The organism is Viridibacillus arenosi (genome assembly GCF_001955655.1).
GTDB lineage: Bacteria > Bacillota > Bacilli > Bacillales_A > Planococcaceae > Viridibacillus > Viridibacillus arenosi.
This window is the reverse complement of the sequence record NZ_MSPW01000015.1, coordinates 72,040-97,036: the sequence shown is the minus strand read 5'-3', so window position 1 is coordinate 97,036 and position 24,997 is coordinate 72,040. Positions and strand designations below refer to the sequence as shown.

At 35.4% G+C, this 24,997-nt stretch carries 20 protein-coding genes and 2 riboswitches; of the genes, 4 read left to right on the top strand and 16 right to left on the bottom strand.

Going from position 1 to position 24,997, the window contains the following annotated elements; all coding sequences use genetic code 11:
• Nucleotides 1-463 precede the first annotated feature (463 nt).
• Entirely contained in the window at nt 464-1,780 is a 1,317-nt protein-coding gene (locus tag BK137_RS19935; protein WP_038179353.1) for an NCS2 family permease, read from the bottom strand.
• Nucleotides 1,781-1,907: 127 nt separating this feature from the next.
• A riboswitch (purine riboswitch) is annotated at nt 1,908-2,009 on the bottom strand.
• 199 nt (nt 2,010-2,208) lie between these two features.
• Here BK137_RS19935 and BK137_RS19930 point away from each other — a divergent pair.
• Nucleotides 2,209-2,832: a pentapeptide repeat-containing protein gene (locus BK137_RS19930; RefSeq protein WP_038179355.1), complete on the top strand. Its 624-nt coding sequence runs from the start codon at nt 2,209-2,211 to the stop codon at nt 2,830-2,832.
• 49 nt (nt 2,833-2,881) lie between these two features.
• Here the strand turns inward: BK137_RS19930 and BK137_RS19925 are convergent, their stop codons facing one another.
• The 9 genes from BK137_RS19925 to BK137_RS19885 all read right to left on the bottom strand — a co-directional run bounded on the left by BK137_RS19925 (nt 2,882) and on the right by BK137_RS19885 (nt 15,465).
• Complete coding sequence (locus BK137_RS19925; RefSeq protein WP_038179357.1) at nt 2,882-3,556, bottom strand: YqeB family protein; 675 nt, start codon at nt 3,554-3,556, stop codon at nt 2,882-2,884.
• Nucleotides 3,557-3,572: 16 nt separating this feature from the next.
• Nucleotides 3,573-4,160, bottom strand: coding sequence for a TetR/AcrR family transcriptional regulator (locus tag BK137_RS19920; protein WP_038179359.1), 588 nt, complete (start codon nt 4,158-4,160; stop codon nt 3,573-3,575).
• A 281-nt stretch (nt 4,161-4,441) separates the two neighbouring features.
• Nucleotides 4,442-6,070, bottom strand: a complete 1,629-nt coding sequence (locus BK137_RS19915) for a Na/Pi cotransporter family protein (protein ID WP_038179361.1) — start codon at nt 6,068-6,070, stop codon at nt 4,442-4,444.
• A 462-nt stretch (nt 6,071-6,532) separates the two neighbouring features.
• The gene (gene guaA, locus BK137_RS19910) at nt 6,533-8,086 is read right to left on the bottom strand and encodes a glutamine-hydrolyzing GMP synthase (protein ID WP_038179363.1); all 1,554 of its coding nucleotides are present in this window, start codon (nt 8,084-8,086) and stop codon (nt 6,533-6,535) included.
• A gap of 142 nt (nt 8,087-8,228) precedes the next feature.
• Nucleotides 8,229-8,330: riboswitch (purine riboswitch) on the bottom strand.
• 33 nt (nt 8,331-8,363) lie between these two features.
• Nucleotides 8,364-10,592, bottom strand: a complete 2,229-nt coding sequence (locus BK137_RS19905; RefSeq protein WP_051448548.1) for a DUF4129 domain-containing transglutaminase family protein — start codon at nt 10,590-10,592, stop codon at nt 8,364-8,366.
• A complete protein-coding gene (locus BK137_RS19900; RefSeq protein ID WP_051448549.1) occupies nt 10,589-11,758 on the bottom strand; it encodes a DUF58 domain-containing protein in 1,170 nt (389 codons plus the stop codon). The genes BK137_RS19905 and BK137_RS19900 overlap by 4 nt, the downstream gene beginning before the upstream one ends.
• A gap of 44 nt (nt 11,759-11,802) precedes the next feature.
• On the bottom strand, nt 11,803-12,753 hold the full coding sequence (locus BK137_RS19895; protein ID WP_038179365.1) for an AAA family ATPase: 951 nt from the start codon (nt 12,751-12,753) through the stop codon (nt 11,803-11,805).
• A gap of 401 nt (nt 12,754-13,154) precedes the next feature.
• On the bottom strand, nt 13,155-13,982 hold the full coding sequence (nadE, locus tag BK137_RS19890; RefSeq protein WP_038179367.1) for an ammonia-dependent NAD(+) synthetase: 828 nt from the start codon (nt 13,980-13,982) through the stop codon (nt 13,155-13,157).
• Between the two features lie 13 nt (nt 13,983-13,995).
• On the bottom strand, nt 13,996-15,465 hold the full coding sequence (locus tag BK137_RS19885; protein WP_038179369.1) for a nicotinate phosphoribosyltransferase: 1,470 nt from the start codon (nt 15,463-15,465) through the stop codon (nt 13,996-13,998).
• Between the two features lie 423 nt (nt 15,466-15,888).
• Here BK137_RS19885 and BK137_RS19880 point away from each other — a divergent pair, with 423 nt between their 5' ends.
• The gene (locus tag BK137_RS19880) at nt 15,889-16,434 is read left to right on the top strand and encodes a phosphoribosyltransferase family protein (RefSeq protein ID WP_038179372.1); all 546 of its coding nucleotides are present in this window, start codon (nt 15,889-15,891) and stop codon (nt 16,432-16,434) included.
• A gap of 326 nt (nt 16,435-16,760) precedes the next feature.
• On the opposite strand, the gene BK137_RS19875 is transcribed toward BK137_RS19880, so the two are convergent.
• Nucleotides 16,761-17,252, bottom strand: coding sequence for a methylated-DNA--[protein]-cysteine S-methyltransferase (locus BK137_RS19875; RefSeq protein ID WP_038179373.1), 492 nt, complete (start codon nt 17,250-17,252; stop codon nt 16,761-16,763).
• Nucleotides 17,253-17,635: 383 nt separating this feature from the next.
• Here BK137_RS19875 and BK137_RS19870 point away from each other — a divergent pair, with 383 nt between their 5' ends.
• Both BK137_RS19870 and BK137_RS19865 read left to right on the top strand, forming a co-directional pair.
• Nucleotides 17,636-18,367 (top strand): ABC transporter ATP-binding protein, encoded by a 732-nt coding sequence (locus BK137_RS19870; RefSeq protein WP_038179375.1) that lies wholly within the window; start codon nt 17,636-17,638, stop codon nt 18,365-18,367.
• Nucleotides 18,364-19,119, top strand: coding sequence for an ABC transporter permease (locus tag BK137_RS19865; protein ID WP_038179377.1), 756 nt, complete (start codon nt 18,364-18,366; stop codon nt 19,117-19,119). The genes BK137_RS19870 and BK137_RS19865 overlap by 4 nt, the downstream gene beginning before the upstream one ends.
• Nucleotides 19,120-19,195: 76 nt before the next feature.
• Here BK137_RS19865 and BK137_RS19860 read toward each other — a convergent pair whose 3' ends face one another.
• The 5 genes from BK137_RS19860 to desA form a co-directional block, all read right to left on the bottom strand.
• A complete protein-coding gene (locus tag BK137_RS19860; RefSeq protein ID WP_081729998.1) occupies nt 19,196-19,750 on the bottom strand; it encodes an NADPH-dependent FMN reductase in 555 nt (184 codons plus the stop codon).
• Between the two features lie 232 nt (nt 19,751-19,982).
• Entirely contained in the window at nt 19,983-21,566 is a 1,584-nt protein-coding gene (locus tag BK137_RS19855) for a catalase (RefSeq protein WP_038179379.1), read from the bottom strand.
• 366 nt (nt 21,567-21,932) lie between these two features.
• Nucleotides 21,933-22,538 (bottom strand): response regulator transcription factor, encoded by a 606-nt coding sequence (locus tag BK137_RS19850; RefSeq protein ID WP_038179381.1) that lies wholly within the window; start codon nt 22,536-22,538, stop codon nt 21,933-21,935.
• Nucleotides 22,531-23,670, bottom strand: a complete 1,140-nt coding sequence (locus BK137_RS19845; protein WP_076035270.1) for a sensor histidine kinase — start codon at nt 23,668-23,670, stop codon at nt 22,531-22,533. Before BK137_RS19845 ends, BK137_RS19850 begins: the two co-directional genes overlap by 8 nt.
• Nucleotides 23,671-23,768: 98 nt before the next feature.
• Entirely contained in the window at nt 23,769-24,821 is a 1,053-nt protein-coding gene (gene desA, locus BK137_RS19840) for a Delta(5) desaturase DesA (RefSeq protein WP_038179383.1), read from the bottom strand.
• Nucleotides 24,822-24,997: the final 176 nt, after the last annotated feature.

Sequence of the window (24,997 nt, the reverse complement as noted above, 5' to 3'; positions counted from 1 at the left end):
GATATCTATTTTTGTTTTGATCCACCAACAGAGTTGATGTTCAAAAACATTTATTGATTAACGTCTTGCATGTTCAGTTTTCAAGGTTCATTATGTTCGCCACTTCATCAGCGACTCACTTATTATATCAAAATAACTTTTCGTTGTCAACAACTATTTTAAAATTTCTTTTAAGTTGTTTCTCTTAATATAATATTGTTGCTCAATCAGCAACTTTTATATCATAACAACTTAATACTTTGTTGTCAACACCTTTATACAAAAGTGTTTTAACTAGGGAATTAAGTTGTAATTTCATTGTCTCGGTGACAACGTTACTTACTATATCACCCTAAGTGATATGTTGCAATAGTTTTCCGTTAAAAAGTTTTATTAATTAGTATAAGACTCTTTAACTCTCTTTATATATAGAAGAAGCTCCCTACCATTTGGAGGGAGCTTCTTCTATATAATAGCGTTTTAATTATCGTACCCAGATAAAGTAAGCAAGGAAGACAAAAAACAATACATACATCAAAGGATGAATTTCTTTCTTTCTACCTGCTAGTAACATTGTGATTGGGTAGAAGATGAATCCTACTGCAATACCAGTTGCAATACTATAACCTAATGGCATCATGATCATTGTTAAGAATGCCGGCACAGCAATTTCGAATTTATTCCATTCAATTAAACGTAATGATGAAACCATCAACACCCCAACAATCACCAACGCCGGCGCGGTTACTGCCGAAGTAATTACATCTAAAAGTGGGAAGAAAAACATTGCCAGTAAAAATAATACTGCTGTGACAACTGCAGAAAAACCTGATCTTGCTCCAGCAGCTACACCTGATGAAGACTCAACATAAGCAGTTGTTGTTGATGTACCAAATAAAGAACCGATTGTTGTTGCAATTGCATCTGCCATTAAAGCACGGCCTGCACGTGGTAACTTATCGTCTTTAACTAAACCTGCTTGATTTGCTACAGCCATTAATGTACCAGCTGTATCAAAGAAATCTACGAATAAAAATGTAAGTACAACGATTAAGAATTGAACATTGAGTAATTCTTTAAATCCATTTGAGAATCCTTCTTTAATAGGATCTAACGCTACCCCGAATGTTGAAGATACATCAGGAATACTTGATACAATAGCAGTTGGTACAGCGATTAAGTTAAAAATCATACCAACAATTGCAGTAATAATAATTCCTAGGAAAATTGACCCTTTAATATTTCTAGCCATTAAGATGACTGTAATAACGATACCGAAAACTGCTAATAATGTTGCACCTTTAAACTCTCCTAAAGTAACAAGTGTTGCTTCATTAGCAACAATGATTCCTGCACCTTTTAAACCAACAAATGTTACAAATAATCCGATACCTGCTGATACTGCATATTTTAATTGTGTTGGAATAGCATTAATAACTGTTTCACGAACACCTGTTAAAGATAAGATAATGAAAATAATTCCTGAGAAGAATACACCAGTTAAACCTGTTTGCCATGGAATACCATATGTTAATACTACTGTGTAAGCAAAGAATGCGTTAAGCCCCATGCCCGGTGCTAATGCAATCGGAAACTTCGCAAAAATCCCCATCACCAATGAACCAGCCGCCGCTGCTAATGCTGTAGCTACGAACACAGCACCTTTATCCATACCAGCGTCCCCTAAAATCCCTGGGTTCACCGCTAAAATATAGGCCATCGCTAAGAATGTTGTAATACCACCTATGATCTCACGACGATAATTTGTTCCAAGTTCTTCAAACTGGAAATACTTTTTCATGATAATCCTCCGTATGTCGTCTTATACATCTTAGAGAATAAAAAAGACATGCAACTAAATAGAAATAGTCGAATGTCTACGATTCCTTGCTAAGTACTCATACTCACAAGTTTATAAAAGAATCAGCAAAGCCAATTCTTTTAATCGTAGTCAAGTTATTTAAGGTAACTTGGTAGATACTCTCGGGCCATATCCCCGACATTATACGACGACGTTATTTATTTATATTAGATAATATATCATTCTTGGTTTTCATTTTCAATAGTTTTTCCGAACGTTTTTATATTTTTCTTTATTATAGTTCGTGAATAAGCTATTTTGTCTCGATATACTAGATTATTACAATACATGTTTTAGCGATTTATTAAGTGTGTATCTAGCGTATTATTGATAAAATGATACAAAGTGGATTGGAGAGGATTTATAATATGCCTAAAATCATAGAACCTTCGCAACATTATTTAACAATTATCGAAAACGAAGAAATGATGCTAGAAGAAATTGAAGCGAACTCTTTACTTAAAGGATGTCAAATCGATTGTCGCTTTGGTACTCGCCAATTAAGCGAAGTTAAATTCGAGAATTGCGTATTCCTAACAGATGATTTTACTAAAATGGAGTTTTTGGATGTCATTTTCGCTAAATGTGATTTATCAAATTGTAATTTTGCAGAATCTGTTTTTTATCGCGCCAAATTTGATACATGTAAACTAATTGGTTCCAGCTTCTTCCGTACACAGCTTAAAAATGTTGAATTAGTTGATTGTCTTTTAAACTATGGTACATTTTCAGAATCAAAAATGAATGCAGTTGCCTTTAAAGATGGCCAATTAAACGAAAGCACTTTACAAGATGTAAAATTAACTCAAGTCACGTTTCAAGGAATGGAACTAAACGCAGCTGATTTTTCTGATACAAATTTAAAAGGAATCGATTTATCGTCTTGTTATTTCGAACAAATCAACTTAGATCCAACATTAGCGAAGGGTTTATCTATTCGTCATGATCAGGCTACTGCAATCGTCGCTATCCTTGGCATTAATATTCAATAAGAATTGCAAATAACCGTCCTCCTTCGATTAGGAGGTTCGGTTATTTCCCTTACACGACTCTATAATATTGCTTCGATTCAATCTCTTTTACCGAAACATGGAGCTTCCACAATTCAACTGCAATTTGTAAAGCCTCTTCACTAGCATCATTTTTAAGCGTAATTTCCCTTGCCTTTAACAATGCATTTGCTTCAAGTGATAAATCGGTTAACCCAGGTACCCATTTCTTAAACTGTTCCTTATACGGATTTCCATCTTTCAAAAGATAACCCAGTTCACCAAGTTCTTCTTTTAATATTTTAGTGCTAATTTCTTTTTTATATCTGAAAAGTTCCTGACCTTCATGCCCAATCAGAACTAAATCTTTATGATCTATATAAATATAGCTAATATCATCTTTGACATAACTCAATTCAACTTTCCCAATTTTAAAGGCTAATGCATCCTCACTAATGTAAATATTCAATATTTCATCATAAATAATTAGAGTCAAAATTATACCCGCTACCAATCCAAATGCCATCGTAGCAAAAATAACCCACCCCGCATTTAGACTAGCGACCAACTTAAATGGCCCTTGGAATGGAATCCAATCTAACTTACTTGCCCATTCTGAAATTTGAGGCAAAAAATAACCTATTACTAAACCAATGAGCGGCAAAATCAACCATAAAAATAATTTATCCGCCTTAGAAAAATTCAAATGCACGGTTGTATGATTCATCCCTTTTACACTCCTATTACTTTATTACATCTGTAATTGTTTGCCGCCAAATAGCAGCCTCTTCTATTTTCATATATAGCATTTTATAATTCAGAATGTTATCCAACATTAAAGCCAACACTCCAGCTTTCGCCTGAATATTATTTTTTTCAATTAATCCAAACTCTGTAGCTTTCTGTAGAATTTGGACAAAGCCATCAATAAACATTTGTTGTACTTCCTTTATCTTATCGATAAAAGTTTCATCCTCTTCTTTAATTCGATTAGCATACAAAGTAAATTCACTCAATAAATTCAGCAATATATCCTGTTCTTGAATCTCATTTATATACTTCATACCACCTGAATAAAGCTGTTCAATCAAATCTTCTTTAGTCATGCCTTCTATTTGAAAGTACCTTTCGAATGTATAATCTTCAAATATATAATCAAAAACCCTTTTGATTAGTTCATCTTTCGACTCCACATAATAATAAAGAGAAGGCTTTGACATTCCCAACTCTTTAGCAATCATTGCAAAGCTTGTTTTATGAATTCCTTCTTTAGCAAAAAAATAAATAGCTACATCCAATACACGTTGATACGTTTCTTTCCCTTTATTCATATTACACCTCTTATTTACCTATCGTTAAGTAAATTAAATCATTTAATTAAGTAAGTTGTCAATCTCGTATCTTACTTTACAAATGAGATCATCTATCCTATAAAACAAGTTATCGATTTTAGCATTTCGTTTATCTTTAAATTGAGGATGACTGTTGATATCCTCATCATTTGCCCTTATTAGATGTCTTATGTCTTCTAATTGTTTACGAAAATACACCTAATGAATCATTTGAAAATTGAGGTAAAAAAATAAGCCTTCCCGAAAGAATGCTCATTACCTTAATCTTGTTCGTAAATCGTATCAGCAATGTTGTTGGCGTGGTCGCCAATACGTTCAAGATTGCTAATAATATCCGCAAATACAATGCCTGCTGAACCCGAGCAAATACCTTCATTCAATCGACGAATATGATGTTTACGTAAACTACGTTCCATTTCGTCAATACGTTCTTCTTGAGCTCTTACCTGCTGTGCCAAGGACACATCACGTGTATCAAGCGCATGCATTGCTATTTTTACTGTTTCAATGACAAGCTCAAACATTCCTTCTAGCTCTTGCGTCGCTTCTTGACTAAGTTTTATGCGATTCGATTCTTTATAATCAATAAGCTCAATTAGGTTTTCTACATGATCACCAACACGTTCAATATCACGAATATTTTCAAGAAGCGCATGATGGATATGAGAATTTACACCTGATAATGATTGTTTTGATAAACTTACTAAATAATCCGTTGTTTTTTGATCGAGATTATTTATTGCTTCTTCTAATTGTGCCGCTGTACTTGCTTGCTTCACATCTAACGTTTTTAAATAGTCCATAGCTGCTGATAATCCTTGTACACCAAAACCCCCCATACGAACCACTTCCTGCTTTGCTTGTCCTAACGCAATACCTGGTGATTTTGTAATTAACGAGTAATCTAAATACTTCGGTTTATATTCAACTATAGTATCCTCACCCGGAATCAACTTGGTAACGACATAAGCCCATACACCAATTAACGGTAGTTGAATAAGCGTATTGGCAACATTGAACGTTCCATGCGCGAAGGCAATTTGCATTTTAGGTTCTAATCCTAATATACCAGAAATCCATTCTATATAATTCGTAAATAGCCCAAGCACGAGCAAGAAAATGATTGAACCAAAAACATTAAATAATACATGTGTTGCCGCTGCACGTCTTGCGGCAACAGAAGCCCCTAATGCTGCCAGTATCGCCGTAATCGTCGTCCCAATATTATCACCGAAAAGTACTGGCAACGCACCATGAAGCGTTATTAAGTTTTCTGCATACAAGCCCTGTAAAATACCAACTGTTGCAGAAGATGATTGTACAATTAGCGTAAATATTGCACCAACAATAACACCAAGTATCGGAGAATCACTCATGTTTAATGTTAAATCAATAAAGGCCGGCCAATCACGTAATGGCTTCATACCACTCGACATCAACTCTAGTCCGATAAATAAACCTGAGAAACCAAATAATACTTGACCAATATTTTGAATCTTACTTTTCTTAAAGAAAAATAACAGAACTGCCCCAAGTGCCATAATAGGATATGCATACTCCCCTATATTAATCCCAATGATGAAGGCTGTAACCGTCGTCCCGATATTTGCCCCCATAATGACACCAATCGCTTGTCGTAATGTCATAAAGCCCGCGCTGACTAAACCGACCGTAATAACGGTTGTCCCGGAGCTCGACTGAATAAGTACTGTGACAAAAATCCCTACTAAGACACCCATAAATGGATTTGTCGTAAAACGATCTAATAAATCTCTTAAACGGTCTCCGGCTGCTTTTTGCAGACCATCACCCATGTATTTAATTGCAAATAAAAAGAGTCCTAGGCCTCCCAAGAATTGAAAAATCATTTCCTGCCAATTTAACTCCATGCTGCCACTCCTTCATGTTTTATCACATTTATTATAAAAAATACTAACTTTCTGCGTTGGCTTTTCACAGAGTTTTAACATGCTCTTTACACAGCATTTACAATTCAGTCGTAATTTCGGCAAATTTCTTAATATTTTTTTGATAAGCTAAAAGTTTATAGAATTTTTCATCTATTTTATAAAAATCCTTCCGTTGTCAATTATAGTTTTCCATACTTTTTTCTACATATCCATTCACTACATCTTTAAATTCAATAGAGTCATGGAAACGTTCAGGTTTTAATGCCCACCAAAAATATTTATATTCGAATGCAGAAATTCGAAAAAGTATTTTCTACTTTTAACTGAGAGCACTACTATGAACATTATTCAGATAGACTAGGTCATGAAGTATATTGATATCAGGCAAACAAAAAAAGCTTGGAAAACCTACTAATGTAGGCTCTCCAAGCTTTAATATTATTATTCCCACTCAATAGTTGCTGGTGGCTTAGAAGTAATGTCATACAGTACGCGGTTGATATGATCAACTTCGTTTACTAGACGTACTGAGATTTTTTCTAAAACTTCCCATGGGATACGTGCCCAGTCAGAAGTCATACCGTCGATTGACGTTACAGCACGGATACCGATTGCATAATCGTAAGTACGTTGGTCACCCATTACACCTACGCTTTTCAGATCAGGAAGTACTGTGAAGTATTGCCAAATGTCGCGATCCAAACCATGTTTAGCGATTTCTTCGCGTAAGATAGCATCTGATTCACGTACAATGTTTAATTTTTCTTCTGTTACTTCACCAAGTACGCGGATTGAAAGACCCGGACCTGGGAATGGTTGACGCCATACGATTTCATCAGCTAGTCCAAGTTCAGAACCTAGTGCACGTACTTCGTCTTTGAATAATGTTTTTAATGGTTCGATAAGTTCGAACTGCATATCCTCAGGTAATCCACCTACATTATGATGAGATTTAATTGTTTGTGCAGTTGCTGTACCAGACTCAATAATATCAGTGTAAAGAGTTCCTTGTGCAAGGAAATCCATACCTTCAAGTTTTGAAGCTTCTTCATCGAATACATAGATAAATTCGTTACCGATAATTTTACGTTTCTTCTCTGGATCTGAAACGCCAGCTAATTTACTCATGAAGCGTTCACGAGCATCGATTTTGATAACGTTCATGTTGAAACCTTCTGTGAAAGTTTTCATTACTTGTTCAACTTCACCTTTACGGTTTAAGTTGTGGTCAACGAACATACAAGTCAATTGGTCACCAATCGCTTTGTGGATAAGAACAGCAACAACTGATGAATCTACGCCACCAGAAAGTGCACAAAGAACTTTTTTGTCGCCAACTTGTTCACGGATTTTTTGAATTTCAATTTCTACGAAGCTTTCCATAGACCAGTCGCCTTTAGCGTTACATACATCGAATACGAATTGACGTAATAAGTCATTTCCGTATACTGAGTGACGTACTTCTGGGTGGAATTGAACTGCATAGAATTTACGCTCAGCATTAGCCATTGCAGCAATTGGACATGAAGCACTTGTCGCAATTGTTTCAAAGCCTTCTGGAGTAACAGTTACTAAATCACCATGGCTCATCCAAACAACTTGCTCTTTTGGTAATTCGCCGAATAATGCATTGTCATTCAATACTTGAATTTCTGCTTTACCATACTCACGGTGTGCAGCTTTTTCTACTTTCCCACCTAAAGCATGTGTCATTAATTGCATACCGTAGCAAATCCCTAAAATAGGAAGACCTAAATTGAAGATTTCTTCATCAATATGGAATGCATTTTCATCATATACAGAGTTAGGGCCACCAGAGAAAATAATCCCTGTAGCATTCATTGCTTTTAACTCTTCTGCAGTAATAGTATGTGCATGTAATTCGCTGTAAACTCCAAATTCACGAATACGACGAGTAATTAGCTGATTATATTGGCTACCAAAGTCAAGAACGATAATCTTTTCTTGATCTTGTAAAATTGAACTAGCTGACAACGTTTCCACCTCTTTTAATATTAATATAACTGTTTACCTACTCATTTTAACATTTCTATACGAAAAGAACGCGTCTGAAATTACATCCTACGCGTCCTTATGCTCTACATCAAAAAAGGTGAATGCTAGTACATGGATTAACCACGCTGTCATTCACCTTCATAGTCAAGTCATTTACGGTAACCTGGTAGAGACATCCGAACCTTATTTTCGAACATATATGAGGGTAATCAATATATATAATTTTTCTCAATTTTACATGTTGTAACACTTAAAATCAACCGCTTGTACGATTGATTAAATATTCCCAACTTTCTTTAATATCTAACCAATCCCATTGAGCGTAATTATTACTATAAATTTGTTGCTCATATAAAGCAGTTATTTTACTCATATGCGTTGTACTTAATCGTTCATCTACATAATTTGCATAGTCTTGCAAGGTCTGCCCATTCCCCTTTTTCAAACCAGCATGATCTAATTGTTTTAATAATTGATGGTAAGCATGGTCTAAAGAAATATTCTCAGGTTTTTTCATACGATAAAAAGTAATTATTGCTTTTGGTATCCACTTTCTACGCAATAATACTAGAATTAAAGATAGTACTATCAAAGCTCCTATAATTATCGCTATCACCATTGTAAACTTCTTACTCATTACAGGTTCTGCTTTTTTTGATTTTTGAGCCTTTTTTTCATCTTTTTCTTGCTTCTGCTTTTCTTCTTTTGTTTTTTCTTCTTTCTTCTTATCAGCTTTTTGTTGTTTTTGCTTTTCTTCTTTGTCTTCTTTTTTAGGATTGATTGGTGTAGGTTCTTGTTGATTTTTCACATCATCTAACACATTATCAAAACCTTCAAAGCCTATAGTAGGTTCAAAAGACATCCAGCCTATTCCAGGTAAATATGCTTCTACCCATGAATGGGCATTATTATTTGTGATGACAAATTCCTTCTGTTGGCCTGCAACATTCTGTACTTCTTCACCTTCAGAAAAACCTTTTACCCAGCGCGCTGGAATACCAATAGAACGCAACATGACAACCATAGAGCTTGAGAAATTATCACAATAACCCATTTTTGTATCGAACAAAAATTGATCTACATAATCGTCATTTTTCCCTGGAATCGCCACTTTATCACGGCTATAGACATAATCGTTATATTTAAAATAATCTACAATTGCATTAGCCTTACCATATAAGCTCTTTTCATCTTTCGTAATGTCTTTTGAAAGTTTTCTTACTCGCTTCGGCAGTGTTTTAGGTAATTGCAAATAAGTATTATAATCCTTCGATAACTTATCCAAATCGTTTACATTTGTTTTCTTGAGTGCCTTCAAACTATATTTTGGTGAACTATAAGATATCGTATACGCTTCTAACGCAATTTCATCTTCGCCCTTTAAAGAGCGAATTTTTTCACCGTCTATTTCTCGGTAGAAAGACACTCCTGGATCTACATTACCAACTTTCATTAAACCATATGTCTGCATAATGAATTTGAAATCTTTCTTCATTTCAATTTCTGCAGTAGTTTGATCCATTTTACTTCCTGGTTTAATACTTAAAGGAATGTTCTCATTTTGATTAAAAGCTTCGACATAGACATCACCCTTTTTACGTTCCCATCCCTTAGAAGTATAAATATCCTTTGTTTCAATTCTCCAATATTGATTACTATCAGCCTTTGCATTAAAGACGATTCGAGCATCCATTTTAAATGGTCCGCCTAGCTTTTTATCATCCTCAACATAACCAATTTTCCCAATAGCAGAACTGCCTTTACCTTGTTGGTCCATTAGAGTAGAAAGTGATTTTGGTAAAGTTACCATCGGGCCTTTTTTAGGCATCGCATAGGCAAATACAGTACTCGCAATAAGCATAACTGCTAACGGAACTAGGACAGCGATATACTTTATATCTTTCCTTTCTACAGCATTTGTCTCAAATAAATGATTAGCATATAAAGTTCCTAGTAAAAGTAATCCTAAAAACATAACTCTTATAATGGCAAACTTTGCATTATATTCACTAAAAGTATCTAACAATACTAAAAATATAATCGTTACGAATAAGAAATGAATAATAGTATGCTTCACCGTTATCCAATAGTGAATTAGATAAATTGTCATCCAAAGTAAGATAAAGAATAAGATACTTCGAAATGAATTCTCCACACCGTTCCAATCTTTTTGCATCAATGCTAACCAACTATTTTGAAGATCACTGCTTAATGTTAGTACACTCTCAATTGAACATACTTTCGTTCCTGTATAAACGTACATTAAAAACCAGAGTATATAGGCAGATTTTATAATGGCCGATATCCAACCATTTAAATGGACTATATTCGCCAGTAAACAGATACCTACGAATAATAAGAATAAGTTTAAATGACCAGTATTGGTCAAATTCACTATGGGCAGAAGCCATTCTCTTAACATGAAGAAAATCACTATATAGAGTGCCACTAATCCTATCATTCGCTTAATAGGATGATGTGTCATTTCAACACCCCCGTAAAAGCTTCTGTAAATTGTTCCTTAGCAATCGTAATAACTCTTATCCCACGTGTACGAGCCAATTTCTCCATAGCCTGCTCTTGGGTAGACATGACTTGTCCTTTACTTCGAATAACAAAACATACACAGGCACGAGATGACCTTGATACCTTTGTTAAAATATCAAGCCACTCTGTTGTAAGCTCACTTGTCACAAAAAGAATTTGAGCCGCATTCGCTAACGTACGATCTTGTTCATACAAATGATTGACTGAATCTCCCAAATCATCTTGTACACTCGCCAAATGGAACATCACCTCTTGCAATTGGCTTTCTGTTTGCGTAGCTTCAAAAAACACACGATTTCTACCTGCCGACAAAAACGCCATCGTAATTTGCTGACGAACACTTGCATTTAAGATAGAGGCAACAAACTCAACTTGCTCTTCAAATAATGCTGATGGAGAACAATCTAGCACAAGGCATAAATCTTGTGATTGTTGATCTTCAAATTCTTTCGTCCGAAGCTCTCCCGTTTTCGCAAATGTCTTCCAGTGAACCCAAGACATCCGGTCTCCAGATTGATACTCGCGCAACCCTGATACCATCGTCGTATCTCGTACAATTGTGGAAGATACCGGTCCAGTTCCTGTTTGCATGCTCATATCAAGTGGTCTGAAAATCATTTTCGTCACATTTGGATACACAACAACCGTACGTTTCGCAGGGATGATTTGCGTTTTTTTAATCCATCCAAAGAAATCACTTACTGTTATTTCAACGCCTTGTAAAAAGTGCTCCCCCCGCGGTATTTCTTCAATCTCATACGTCCACTTAACTTCCTTTTTAAATCCAATTAACAATAACCTTTGCATTGGTTGCGTCGTTGCATTTACCAATGCTTCACTTGGCATCGCTTCACGAATAACTGCATATACAATAGGCCATCTATTATTGCGTTTTAGAGTCATTGTCATCTTCAATGAATCACCATTTCTCATATATTCCTGTTCAATACTACGCTCTATTTTCATTTTTTTTAAAGGTGTAAAAAATAACAGCAATGAGTACGTTGAGAAAGGAAGTAACATGAAAAAGACAAACCAGATTACAAAACCGCCTTCTATGATGCTAAATGCTAATGTACTAAGCAGTAGCAAAACGACTAGCATCAGGCGTAGGATTCTCCCTGAAACATATCGTAACCTACTTATTGTCATTGATTTGCAGACCTTTTAATGGGCACAACTGTATTAATTAAAATGCGTCCAATAATTTCTTCAGGTGAAACTCCATCATAACGAGCTTCAGGCCTTAGCATTATACGGTGTGAGAATACAAATGGTGCTAAAAACTGAACATCATCAGGTGTTACAAAACTACGACCACGAAGTAATGCATATGCTTGCGAAGCTTTCATCAATGCAATCGAGCCTCGTGGACTAACACCCAAATATACATATTGGTTTTCTCTCGTTGCACGAGATAAATCAACAATATAACCTTTCACAACTTCATCAACAAAAACATCTTTCACCTGTTGTTGCAAAGTAATTAACTCTTCTAATGTAATGACAGATGTTAAAAAATCGATTGGCTTTCCTTGTTCAGCACGACGCAGTACTTCAATTTCATCATCATAAGATGGATAACCCATTTTCATCTTTAACAAAAATCGATCGAGTTGTGCTTCTGGCAATGGATAGGTACCCTCATATTCAATAGGATTTTGTGTTGCCATTACAAAAAAAGGTTTTGGTATACTATATGTTTCACCATCGATTGTCACAGCAGCCTCTTCCATACCTTCAAGTAAAGCAGCTTGCGTTTTCGGAGAAGTACGATTAATTTCATCAGCCAATACGATATTGCCCATGATTGGCCCTGGTCGAAAATGGAATTCCATATCTTTTGGGTTATAAATGGATACACCCAGAACATCCGAAGGCAATAGATCCGGTGTAAATTGTATACGTTTAAATTGCGCTCCTACTGATTTTGCTAAAGCACGTACCATCATCGTTTTACCAACACCAGGTACATCCTCTAATAAAACATGCCCTTGAGCAAGTAACGATACTACACTCAATTCAGCAATATGCTTTTTACCTATCATAACTTTTTCAATATTACGTACGACCTCTTGAAGCTTTTCTTGTGTTTCCATCAATTGAACCTCCACTTTACAAAGTCTATCGTTTTAAGCCATTAGACCAAAAAAATAAGTCTTATGAACCGAGTTTTTTTATATAATTGGACTTATTATACCATGTCCATTGTATTTCGTTTGATTACAAACCTTTAACAAATCACAGAGTAGAACAACTTTTAGCTCAATTCATCTGTTTAGTTCCTTATATTATTGCTCCTTAAAGCTCTTTACTAACCCCCTTTTTCTTCATAATTTTAAAATCTACTTTAGAGCTAAATTTTCAAATGATAACAGGTATCTGTTTTATTAATTAATTGTTTGTTTATAATATCTTTCACCAATTCACGTCCTTCGGTTAAAGAAATACAAAAAAACCGAATCCCCACTTCGGGATTCGGCTCATCTATGTTATTTAATTACTTCCAAAAATCATCATACACAGTTATTGGTAGGTGGCGTTTATGTTGCGAACGTAAGTAATGTCCTTCTAAGACTTTACGAGCCTCATCAGGAATTTCTTTACCTTCCAAATAATCATCAATTTGATCATATGTCACACCTAACGCAACTTCATCGGGTAATGAAGGACGCTCTTCTTCTAAATCTGCTGTTGGTGTCTTTTCGTACAAATGTTTCGGACATCCAAGCTCCTCAAGTAACGCTCTACCTTGGCGCTTGTTTAAGCGGAATATCGGTACAACATCTGCCCCGCCATCACCGAACTTAGTATAGAACCCGGTAATGGCTTCTGCCGCATGGTCTGTCCCAATGACAATCCCAGCATTTGTTGCTGCAATTGCAAAGTGAACTTTCATACGTTCGCGTGCTTTTTCATTCCCTTTTACAAAATCAGAAAGTACAACTCCCGCATCAGCCAAAGCTTGTACACCAGCATCTACAGCTGCCTTAATATTTACAGTATATACTTTTGTCGGTTGGATAAAATCAATTGCATCTTGGCAATCCTGTTCATCTGATTGTACTCCATATGGAAGACGCACTGCCCAAAAAGAATATTGATCTTTACCAACTTGTGCATTTAGTTCATCTACTGCCATTTGCGCCAGTTTACCACTCAAAGTGGAATCCTGACCACCAGATATACCTAAAACAAAACCTTTTACGAAAGAATGCTTAAGTGCGTATGCTTTTAGGAAATCTACTGAACGACGAATTTCTTCTTGTACATCGATTATTGGTAGTACTCTTAGTTCTTCAATAATTTGTTTTTGTAAATTTGACATACTACTTACCTCCTTACCCAAGATCGATTTGTTCAACCATATCTTTCACTTCTTGAATGTTACGCATTTTATTATCCCAGCATTTTTGGCTTAAATCGACTGGATATTCCTCTGGATTTAAAGAACGCTTATATTCATCCCATAATAAGTCTAAATTTTCAGTTGCGTACTCTCGCATCTCTTGTACAGAAGGACTTTCGTAGATTACTTGTCCATTTTCAACCACTTTTGTGTGTAAATTTTTTGCTTCAAAATTAGTGACGAATTTAGAGATGAATGTATGCACAGGATGGAACATTTTAATACGTTCCTCTAATTGAGGATCCTCATCAAACATCGTAATGTAGTCACCCTCTGCTTTACCATTCTCACGATCGATGATGCGATATAATTTTTTCATCCCAGGTGTCGACACTTTTTCAGCATTAGCAGAAATTTTAATGGTATCTTCCATTTGCCCATTTTCTTTTTCAATGGATACTATTTTATACACTGCACCTAAAGCAGGTTGATCGTAACCAGTAATTAGTTTTGTACCAATACCCCACATATCAACCATTGCATTTTGAGCTTTTAAGTTCAAAATAGTATATTCATCTAAATCATTTGATACAACGATTTTGGCATTTGGGAATCCAGCGTCATCTAACATTTTACGTGCCGCTTTTGATAAAAATGCAATGTCTCCACTGTCTAAGCGAATACCTATAAAGTTAATCTTATCGCCCAGTTCTTTTGCTACTTTGATCGCAGTTGGAACTCCTGATTTTAATGTATTATACGTATCAACTAAAAATACACAGTCTTTATGACGTCTTGCATAAGCATGAAACGCCTCGTAATCGTTTTTATAAGCTTGAACAAGGGAGTGAGCATGAGTGCCTGCAACTGGCAAATTAAACAATTTACCTGCTCGCACATTACTTGTCGATTCCAACCCACCAATAATTGCTGCACGTGTACCCCAAATAGCTGCATCCATCTCCTGTGCACGACGTGTACCAAATTCCATTACTACATCGTCTTTTACAATTTGCTTAATACGACTTGCTTTTGTAGCAATCAATGTTTGATAATTGACAATGTTTAGTAGCGCCGTTTCAACTAATTGTGCTTCTACTAAAGGCGCTTCAATACGAACAATCGGTTCATTACCGAAGACTAATTCACCTTCAACCATTGAATATACATCTCCGGTAAAGCGTAAATCTCTTAAATATTCTATAAAATCTTCGCTATAACCTAAATCATTTTGCAAATACTCTAAATCACTTTCACTAAAACGGAAATCACGTAAATATTCCAGCATTCTTTCTAGACCAGCAAAAATTGCAAAACCGTTGCCAAATGGTAATTTTCTGAAATACAGCTCAAACACTGATTTTCTATTATGTATACCATCTGCCCAATAAGATTCTGCCATGTTTATCTGATATAAGTCTGTATGTAGCGCTAAGCTATCATCTGGATATTTCGACTTCATACTTAGTCCCTTCTTCCACCATCGTAATTAGTCATAGTATACACTATTTAACGTTAAACATGTTTTGAAAACCGTTATTCTATCTCATGAACCTTATATTTTTTCATTAATTACACTGTAAATTTCTTAATTTTCTCAGTAATCCATCAACTATTAATTTGAACAATAGTTTTAAAGGTGATAACATTGTTTTTGAATCGAACAATCCCGTATACTTCCAGTAAAGTGTATTGAAAATATCTAGGTAGTCATCGTGAAATTGTTATATTAAGGAATGTGTCACGTTATTTTTTGATGATGCGCATTATTACGACTTAAATCATCTGAAAATGTAAAGACTATTAGAGACCTATTTATATAAGCCATCGGGTATTTTTTGAATTTGTCTCATTAGTCATTTTGTAAATCGGAGGATTTTATGCAATGAAAACTTATGAATTACATGTCGTGGGTTTAAAGCGACATTTACCCATTATTCAAATTAAAGAAAATCTATCTATAGCTAGCTTTGTTTTATTAGGTGATATAGAGATGGTGGATGCAGCAGCTACTGCCCTTGCCGAAAAGCTACCTGATGTAGATCTACTCATTACAGCAGAAGCAAAAGGGATTCCTTTAGTGTATGAACTTACAAAGCGTATGAAATTACCACGTTATGTCGTAGCGCGTAAATCATTAAAAGCTTATATGCTTGAACCACTTATTCATGAAGTGAAATCCATTACGACAGACGAAAAACAAATCCTATGTTTAGACTTCCATGACGTAGCCTTTTTAAAATATAAGCGGGTTGCAATTATTGATGATGTAATTAGCACTGGGGCGTCTATCAAAGTATTAGAAGAGCTAGTAACAAAAGCAGGCGGTCGAGTTGTTGCAAAAGCAGCTATTTTAGCAGAAGGTGATGCTATTAAAAGGGATGACATTATTTTCTTAGGGACATTGCCACTCTTCCCTCATCACCAATAAACTTACAAATTCTCAAGCCAATTCAATCAAATTTTGAATTGGCTTTTCATTTTGCCAAAATATAATTTACGCCAATAAAATAAACGATTTTCACATTAGATTGATTTGAGTTTTCAAACAAAAATTGGAATTGTATTATTTTTCAAGACAACTTCAAACAGACGGACATTATTAGGTTATGTGAACTATAAAATATTTGAAAGGTAATATGAGAATCTCGCAAACGTTATCAATTTATTTTATAGTTACTATTTATATAGGAAGAAACTCAATTTTTTTGCATCAATTTGGTAAAATAATTTCTTCATTTTCATGTCTCATGTACTTTATTTTTCTAATGCAAGTAGTGCTTTTTTCATCGGTATACCGCTACGAAAACCTGTAAGTTGACCATCTTTTCCGATAACACGATGACATGGTACGATTATCAGAATTGGATTTGCACCAATTGCTGTACCTACAGCTCGTACTGCCTTTGGATTATTTATTTGATTGGCGATGGCTGAGTAAGTTGTTGTTTCGCCATAAGGTATACCTTGTAATGCTTTCCAAACAGCTTGTTGAAACTCCGTGCCACCTGTATCTAGAGACATCACGAATTCCTGTTTCACACCTTTTAAATAGTCGATCAACTCTTTTTTATATGCTTCTAATTTTTCATCAGACTCTATTAGGCTATACTTTTTAAACCGCTTTGCAGACATCGTTTCTAACTCATCCATACTAATGCCTACATAACTAAGCCCATGGTCTGTAGCAGCTAAATAAATTTCCCAATCCTCATATTGAAAACATGTCCAATAAATATCTTTTATCATGCTAATATTCCCCTTTTTTTCATTAAGATTTGTTGTTTCACTAGTCTTGTTTATTGATAATGTAATAAAATACGATGCATTTGGTTCCCACCTTAACAAGATATAACGCCCTAATATAGTTTGTTCTTCTGTTGGATGCAAAAAGGTCATTGGCACTCAGCATATCAAATCTTACTTTTTGGTGTAATTATAATATACCCAATATTGTTAGTTGAAAGGGTAGTGTTGGGATGTAAAAGTAATATATCGAAAATCTGACACGTTGATTATAAAAGTTTAACGTCACTTGCTTAACTATTGAATACTCAACCGACTCTTATATAGAAGATTATTCTTGAACTATGGTACATTTATAGTAAAGACTTTTTTTAGGAGGCTTACAAATGGATACTGTATACGATCCCGCCATACATTTTAGCCATGTTGATTTTCAAATTGGCGACTCTCAAATAATTAAAGACGTTACAGGATCTTTTCCTAAGGGAAAAATCACAACGCTTGTTGGTCCTTCTGGTGCAGGTAAGACTACTTTACTCAAAATGTGCAACGGCTTAATCTCCCCTACTGCTGGCGAAATTTTTATTCACAATAAGCTCATTACTACTTATGATCCAATTGATTTACGTAGAAATGTTGGAATGGCATTACAGGCTGCTCCTATGATCAAAGGCACAGTTTTTGAAAACTTAGAGCTTCCGTTGGCATTGCAAAATAAGAAACTAACTGAAGAAGATGCTATTTCATATTTAGATGATGTTGGTTTGGAACACGCCTTTTTACATAAAGATGCATATGATCTATCAGGTGGGCAACGCCAAAAAGTATCGATTGCAAGAACCCTTGTCAATCAATCCGAAATATTGTTACTTGATGAAATTACATCTGCACTTGATCGTGCTTCATTAAAAGAAATCGAAGAACTTATCGTCAAAATCAACGAAAAATATAATGTGACGATGATTTGGATTACACATAATCTTGACCAAGCATTAAAAATTGGTCACTATACTTGGGTTTTAATGAAAGGTGAAGTCATTGAAACTGGAGAAAGCAAACTATTAGAGGACCCTCAAAATGAGCTTGTAAGACGCTTCGTACAAGGGGTGATTAAATGAGCTATTTAGCATTATCCTTAACATTGATTTTCGTACTTATTCCATTAATTTTATCAAAAACTTTAAAACTCGGATTAGAAAAAGATACATTTATTGCTACTATACGCTCCATAATCCAGTTACTTGCTGTCGGCTATGTATTAAAATTTGTTTTTGATTCCAATCATTTTATCTATATCTTCTTAATGATCGCTTTGATGATTGGAACTGCTACATTAAACGCACGTAAAAAAGGTAAATCTATAGACGGGATTACGTGGAAAATTGCAGTTACTTTACTGACTGTTGAAGTATTGACGCAAGCCATACTACTAGGCTTCCACATTGTACCCGCAACTGCACAATATATTATTCCAATTAGTGGAATGATCATCGGGAACTCTATGGTACTATCCATTTTATTCTTAAATCGTTTCACAGCTGAAATGCACGCGCATCGTGATCAAGTAGAGCTCATTTTATCATTAGGTGGAACACCAAAACAGGCTATTCATCATCAATTAATTAGTGCGATAAAGGCAAGCATGATTCCAACGATAGAAAGCCAAAAAACGATCGGACTTGTACAACTTCCAGGCATGATGAGTGGTCAAATCATTGCTGGAGCTGACCCTATCCAGGCAGTGCAGTTTCAATTGCTAATCGTTTTCATCTTGCTTACGACAGCGGCTGTATCGAGTATTTTCCTTGGATTTTTGTCCTATCCAACATTGTTTAATAATCGCATGCAAATGTTGAAGGAAAAATTTTAACAAAAAAAAGCTTCTTCTCTATACGTCTTAGAGTAGAAGCTTTTTGTCATAATGATTGTACTTAGGGAGCTATATTTTATTTAGTATGTTTGTCGTAAAAAGCAATAAAGTTGTCTACTACCGTATCAAGGAATGCAATTGTACTTTCATCTATTAGTTCGCCAGCTTCGTTTAACTTCGTATGAACAGCACCTATATATACTTCATTCCCTGACAGTAGTACTGGCGCTAAAGCTGGATTTGAAAGGATTTCACGCAAATGGATTTGAGCACGAACACTACCTAAAACACCCATAGATGAACCTACAATGAACCCTGGTTTATCTTTGATTGTATAATCACCACCACGTGATAACCAGTCAATTGCATTTTTTAATGCACCTGGAATGGAATAGTTATATTCAGGAACAGCAAATAATACTGCATCAGAATCTTTAACATCCGATTTAAAAGCTGTTGCACCAGCTGGTGGATTGTTTTCAATATCAATTGAGAACATTTCAACGTCATTAATTAATACCGGTGTAATATCCAATTTGTTTGCATAGCGTTTTTTCATGAAGTTTACAAGTTTTAAATTATTTGAAGTTGAGCTAGTTGAACCTATTATTGCTTTTACTTTAATAGTCATTTAATGTCTACTTCCTTTTCTATTTTAAAATTTTGTAACAAGTAAAGCATATACCCTAAAAATAGGATATTCCAACAATTTGACTCAGTGACGAAAAATACCTTCTATAGCATGCGCAATTTTTTATTTATATATTAATAAATTTGCTGTATTTCTTTTTTGGCAATCGACTATTTTTTTAAGTAGAAAACAATAGCAAAAACCGTGAGGTTTATCATCCTCACGTTTCATTTTAATACGGCTCTGCGTCATGCCCTTTTTCAATGGCATCTTCAGGAGCATTATCTCCATCAATATTTGCTAACGGTCTTTGCGTAGACGAGTGTTTTTCAGCATTTTGCAGTCCCTCTTTTAGTCTACGACCGTAGTCATCATCGGCTTCCTCTGCTAATGCAATCATTGCCTTTTGGATCTTTTCATCACAACTTGATAAATCACCGATAAGATTTTCTAGAAGCTCATCTTTTTCCCAATCCTCAAAATTACGATACGTTTCCCCTGCTTGTTTCGTATTACTTTGTCGATCAATGGATTCATGCACTAAATTGCCTTCTATAAAGGGTGTATACTCTTTTGCGTTTTGTTTAGCTTCATGCAAGCCACCAAGCATGGATGGCTCATAATTTATATGCGGATTCTGTCCTGGCGCTAAATCACGCTTATACAAAATTTGACCACCGTTTTGGTTTGTAGCAACACGTTTCTTCGGCGCATTAATTGGGAGTTGTAAATAGTTTGCTCCGACACGATGACGCTGTGTGTCTGAATAAGAAAATGTTCTACCTTGCAACATTTTATCATCAGAGAAATCGAGTCCATCAACTAATACACCTGTTCCAAATGATACTTGCTCCACTTCTGCAAAGAAATCTTCAGGATTTTTATTTAATACCATTTTCCCTACAGGATGCCACGGGAATAGATCTTCTGGCCACAGCTTTGTATCATCTAAAGGATCGAAATCGAGTTCTGGATGTTCTCCATCAGACATGATTTGAACATTTAATTCCCATTCTGGATAATCTCCATTTTCTATCGCATCATATAAATCCTGAGTAGCATGGTTAAAATTCTTCGCTTGGATTTCTTCAGCTTCCTGTTGCGTCAAATTCTTTATTCCTTGCTTTGGTTCCCAGTGATATTTGATTAAAACAGCTTCTCCATCACTATTCACCCATTTATACGTATTCACCCCAGATCCTTGCATCATTCGGTAATTTGCAGGAATCCCCCAAGGTGAGTAGATAAAAGTGACCATATGGAATGATTCTGGTGAACTTGCACAAAAATCAAAAAAGCGCTCAACATCTTGTATATTCGTAATAGGATCTGGCTTAAATGCATGGATCATATCAGGAAATTTCATAGCATCACGAATAAAGAAGATTTTAATATTATTCCCTACTAGATCCCAGTTACCATCTTCAGTATAAAATTTCACTGCAAATCCTCGGGGATCACGTAAAGTTTCAGGTGAATGATTTCCATGTATTACAGTCGAGAATCGAACAAAAACTGGTGTTTGCTTCCCTTTATCTTGGAATACCTTTGCTCTAGTATATTTGGAAACAGGATCATTACCTACCGTTCCATACGTTTCAAAATAACCATGTGCCCCTGCTCCACGAGCATGTACTACACGTTCGGGTGTACGCTCCCTATCAAAATGACTCATCTTCTCTAGGAAATCATAATTTTCTAAAGTAGCAGGCCCACGATTACCAACAGTTCTCAAGTTTTGATTGTTTGTAATAGGATGCCCTTGTCTATTGGTAAGCGTATCTTCCTTTTCAATATGATTATCATTATGTGTCATAAAATTGCCTCCTTGAATGTCTTCACAATTCATCTTGTCCTGTATTTTATTGAATTAAACATTTGTGAGAGATTCTTGGGTTTCATTTGATGTACTTGGATTTTGATTTAACTTACTCAGGCTTCTATTTAATTCGCTCGGGCTTGCTTTTATCCTTCTCGCTATCTTTTGACTCACTCCGGCTCTCTTTTAACCTACTCGCCTTTTTAACTCACTCCGGCTCCATTTAACCAACTCGCTCCTCCGTTCAACTCATCCAAATCTCCTCGATTAGCAATTTTCCCAACAAAAAAACACCTCACAAGGAGATGCTGATTAATTAACAATATGGATTTATATAAAACTCGCTTAGCCAACTCTTTCGCTCTATTTGTTCCATCCTTTTTCCTTAAAACGAGCAATAGCTTCAATTCGATTGCTTACTTCTAGTTTGTCTAAGATGGTTGAAATATAGTTTCGCACGGTACCGGGCGAAAGAAAAAGCTCCCCCGCTATTTCCTTCGTCGTTTTACCCTCCGCTACTAGCTCAAGTACTTCACTTTCACGTTCTGTGAGCGGATTTTCAATCGTCTCTTCATAGACAATATCGATTAATTCAGGTGCATATAGCCGTCTGCCTTCCATAATTACACGGATAGAATTTACAAGTTCTTCGATGGGGCTGTCTTTTAATAAATAACCACGCACACCCGCTTTACGAGCGCGTTCGAAATAACCTGGACGCGCAAAAGTAGTTAAAATGATAATCTTACAAGGATGATCTTGTAATTCTTCAGCAGCATCTAATCCAGTTTTTAAGGGCATTTCAATATCCATAATACAAATATCAGGATTATGCTCCTCGACAAGCGTGACAGCTTCAGCACCATTTTTGCCAATGCCGACTACTTCCATATCATCTTCCATATTGAGTAAAGATTTCATAGCACCTAGAAGCATACCTTGGTCTTCAGCTATGACGATTTTAATCATGTTGGTCACTTCCCTTTTGATGTGTGATGACGACAGGTACAGTAATATTAAGCACTGTGCCATTTTGTTCAGTAATTTCCAGATTTCCGTTGACGAACTCTAACCGTTCTCGCATGCCATTTAAGCCATTACCTTCTGATTTTTCTTTTCTTGCTGATAGGCCAACGCCATTATCAGCAATGATAATCTGCAATTCATTATTATTTTGGACGAATGTAATTTCACATTTCGATCCATCGCTATGTTTTACTATATTATTAACTGCTTCCTTTAAACACATGCTTAGAACATTCTCTACAATCGTTGGAACCTTATCAAAATTAGGGTCTCCTACAATCGTCAATTCCATTTCAGCTGCATCTAAAATTTGCTGAATACGGACAAGTTCATCACGTAACTTCACTGTACGCATATCTGCGACAAGTTCGCGCACTTCCTTCAACGCAATGCTTGCTGTTTGGCGAATATCTTTTAATTCCATTACTGCTGCCTGTGGATCCTTTTCCACTAAACGTGCAGCTAAATCACTTTTCAAGCCAATCATGGAAAGCTTTTGCCCGAGGGTATCATGCAAATCGCGTGCGATACGCTGGCGCTCTTCATAGATACTAAGCTCAGAAATACGTTCTTTTGCCGACTCTAGTTGCCCTTCAAGCTTTTCACGCCTATTCCAGTTATATAAATTAAACGGTAATAAGACCGTTCCAATAACCGAAATAATGATAAAGTGTATTTGAGGAAGAAATAAATCAATTTCAATGAAAAACCCTGCTACTATCGCGCCAATTGTAAAAGCGATATGTAAGCCATACATAATGTAAAATCCTACAGTATTACGAATATTCCCGATAAAAAACGCCGTAAATAATGATAGATAAACATAACCAAAAAGTAATGTCATCGCAACATTAATTAACATTTCAAAGGATACCCACATATACACTAGTCCATTGTGTGATCTATGTGAAAAACGATACGAAACAAAATATAAAAGTAAAATTGAAATTCCTATCGCTATTTCTAAAAATGAAGATGACCTAAATATGAAAAAGAACGGTAGTAAACAGAAAATAACCCAAGCATAGATACTTAGCCAAGGACTCTTCGGGAAAATACTAAACCAGCTCAGCATAAATTCATTCACCGCCCCATCTAATTGCCCCTATTATATCAAATGTCATACAAACAAAAACAGCCATCTCTGTTTAAAGAAATGACCGTCTTTCTTACTTAGCTTGCTTTTTTCATAGGTACATTTTGATTTTTTGACAAGCGATCATGTTCATCTACTAATCTTTGTACAGATTTGAAAGTCACAAAGGCTTTTTGTGATGGATCATATAATTTATAACGTAATGATTCTAAACTTGTTTTGATAGTTACTGTTGTCGCTTTTTGAAGTGGTGGTACTTTTTCATGTGCTTCTTCTAATAAGTAATTCGGTACACGTGGTGATAAATGATGCACATGATGGAAACCAATATTACCTGTTACCCATTGTAAAACTAGTGGCAATTTATAATATGAACTTCCTTCAATCGCCGCTTTTACATAATCCCACTCAGATTCTTCTTCAAAATATGAATCTTCAAATGTATGTTGAATGTAGAATAACCAAATCCCTAATGAACCAGCTACAAACATCGTCGTACCATGTACGATTAAAAATGCAGTCCATCCAGCAGTCATCACAATCGTAGTTGCTAGTGCTAAGATAATAATATTTGAAAGATACGTATTCATACGCTCTTTTCGTTTTGCATCTTTACGATTAAAACGACTTGAAATTAATACTAAATAAAGTGGTCCAAATCCGAACATTACAAGCGGGTTACGGTAAGCGCGATATTTGAATCGCTCCATTTTTGATGCTGCAACGTACTCTTCAATTGTCATCACCCAAATGTCACCAACACCACGTTTATCTAAATTTGAGCTTGTTGCATGGTGAATCGCGTGTTCACGTTTCCATTTTTCATAAGAAAATAATGTTAATACTCCTGTTAATGTACCAACAATATCTGTTGCTTTTTTATTTTTAAAAAATGACCCGTGAGTACAATCATGGAATATAATAAATGTACGAACTACAAAACCTGCTGCGATAATACTTAAACCAACCGATGCCCAAACAGATACTGGAACTAATAGATACGCTGCTGTCCATAAGATTATTAGTGGCAGCAAAGTGTTAACCATTTGCATAATACTTTTATTCAAATGAGACTTAGCGAACGGTGCGACGTCCTTACGTAATTGCTTCGTCTTTTCTATATTATTCATGTGATGTCCCTCACTTTTCTTCGCTTTATATATTCTCATCTTAAAACTTATAGTTACATGATAGTAGATATAGTTGTCATGATTAACATATGACATCTGTCATATAGCAAGTCTTAATACTTGGTAATAAAATTAAAAATACACTTGATACTGCTTACTTTGTTTAATATTTATCA